At 73.2% G+C, this 492-nt stretch carries 1 protein-coding gene; it reads left to right on the top strand.

Going from position 1 to position 492, the window contains the following annotated elements:
- On the top strand, window positions 1-492 hold a 492-nt coding region (locus ICC28_RS40115; protein ID WP_188293806.1), incomplete at both ends, for a beta-ketoacyl synthase N-terminal-like domain-containing protein.

Raw genomic sequence — 492 nt, 5'->3', positions numbered from 1 at the left:
CTGGCCGGCGGCGTCACCGTCCTCGCCAGCCCGGCCGCGCTCACCGAGTTCTCGCGGCAGCGGGGTCTGGCCCCGGACGGGCGGTGCAAGCCGTTCTCGGCGGACGCCGACGGATTCAGCGCGGGCGAGGGCATCGCTCTGCTCGCCTTGGAGCGGTTGTCGGACGCGCGGCGTCTGGGGCACAAGGTGCTGGGCGTCGTACGCGGTTCGGCGGTGAACCAGGACGGCGCCAGCAACGGTCTGACGGCGCCGAACGGGCCGTCGCAGGAGCGGGTGATCCGGGCGGCGTTGGCCAACGCGGGGCTGTCGGTGGCGGATGTGGACGCGGTGGAGGCGCACGGCACGGGCACCAAGCTGGGCGACCCGATCGAGGCACAGGCGCTGATCGCGACCTACGGCCAGGACAGGCCCACCGACCAGCCCGTACGGCTCGGCTCGGTGAAGTCCAACATCGGCCACACTCAGTCGGCGGCCGGTGTCGCCGGTGTCATC

The organism is Streptomyces sp. TRM68416 (assembly GCF_014596915.1).
In the GTDB taxonomy this organism is placed as follows: domain Bacteria; phylum Actinomycetota; class Actinomycetes; order Streptomycetales; family Streptomycetaceae; genus Streptomyces.
This window is presented reverse-complemented; position numbering and strand designations above follow the sequence as displayed.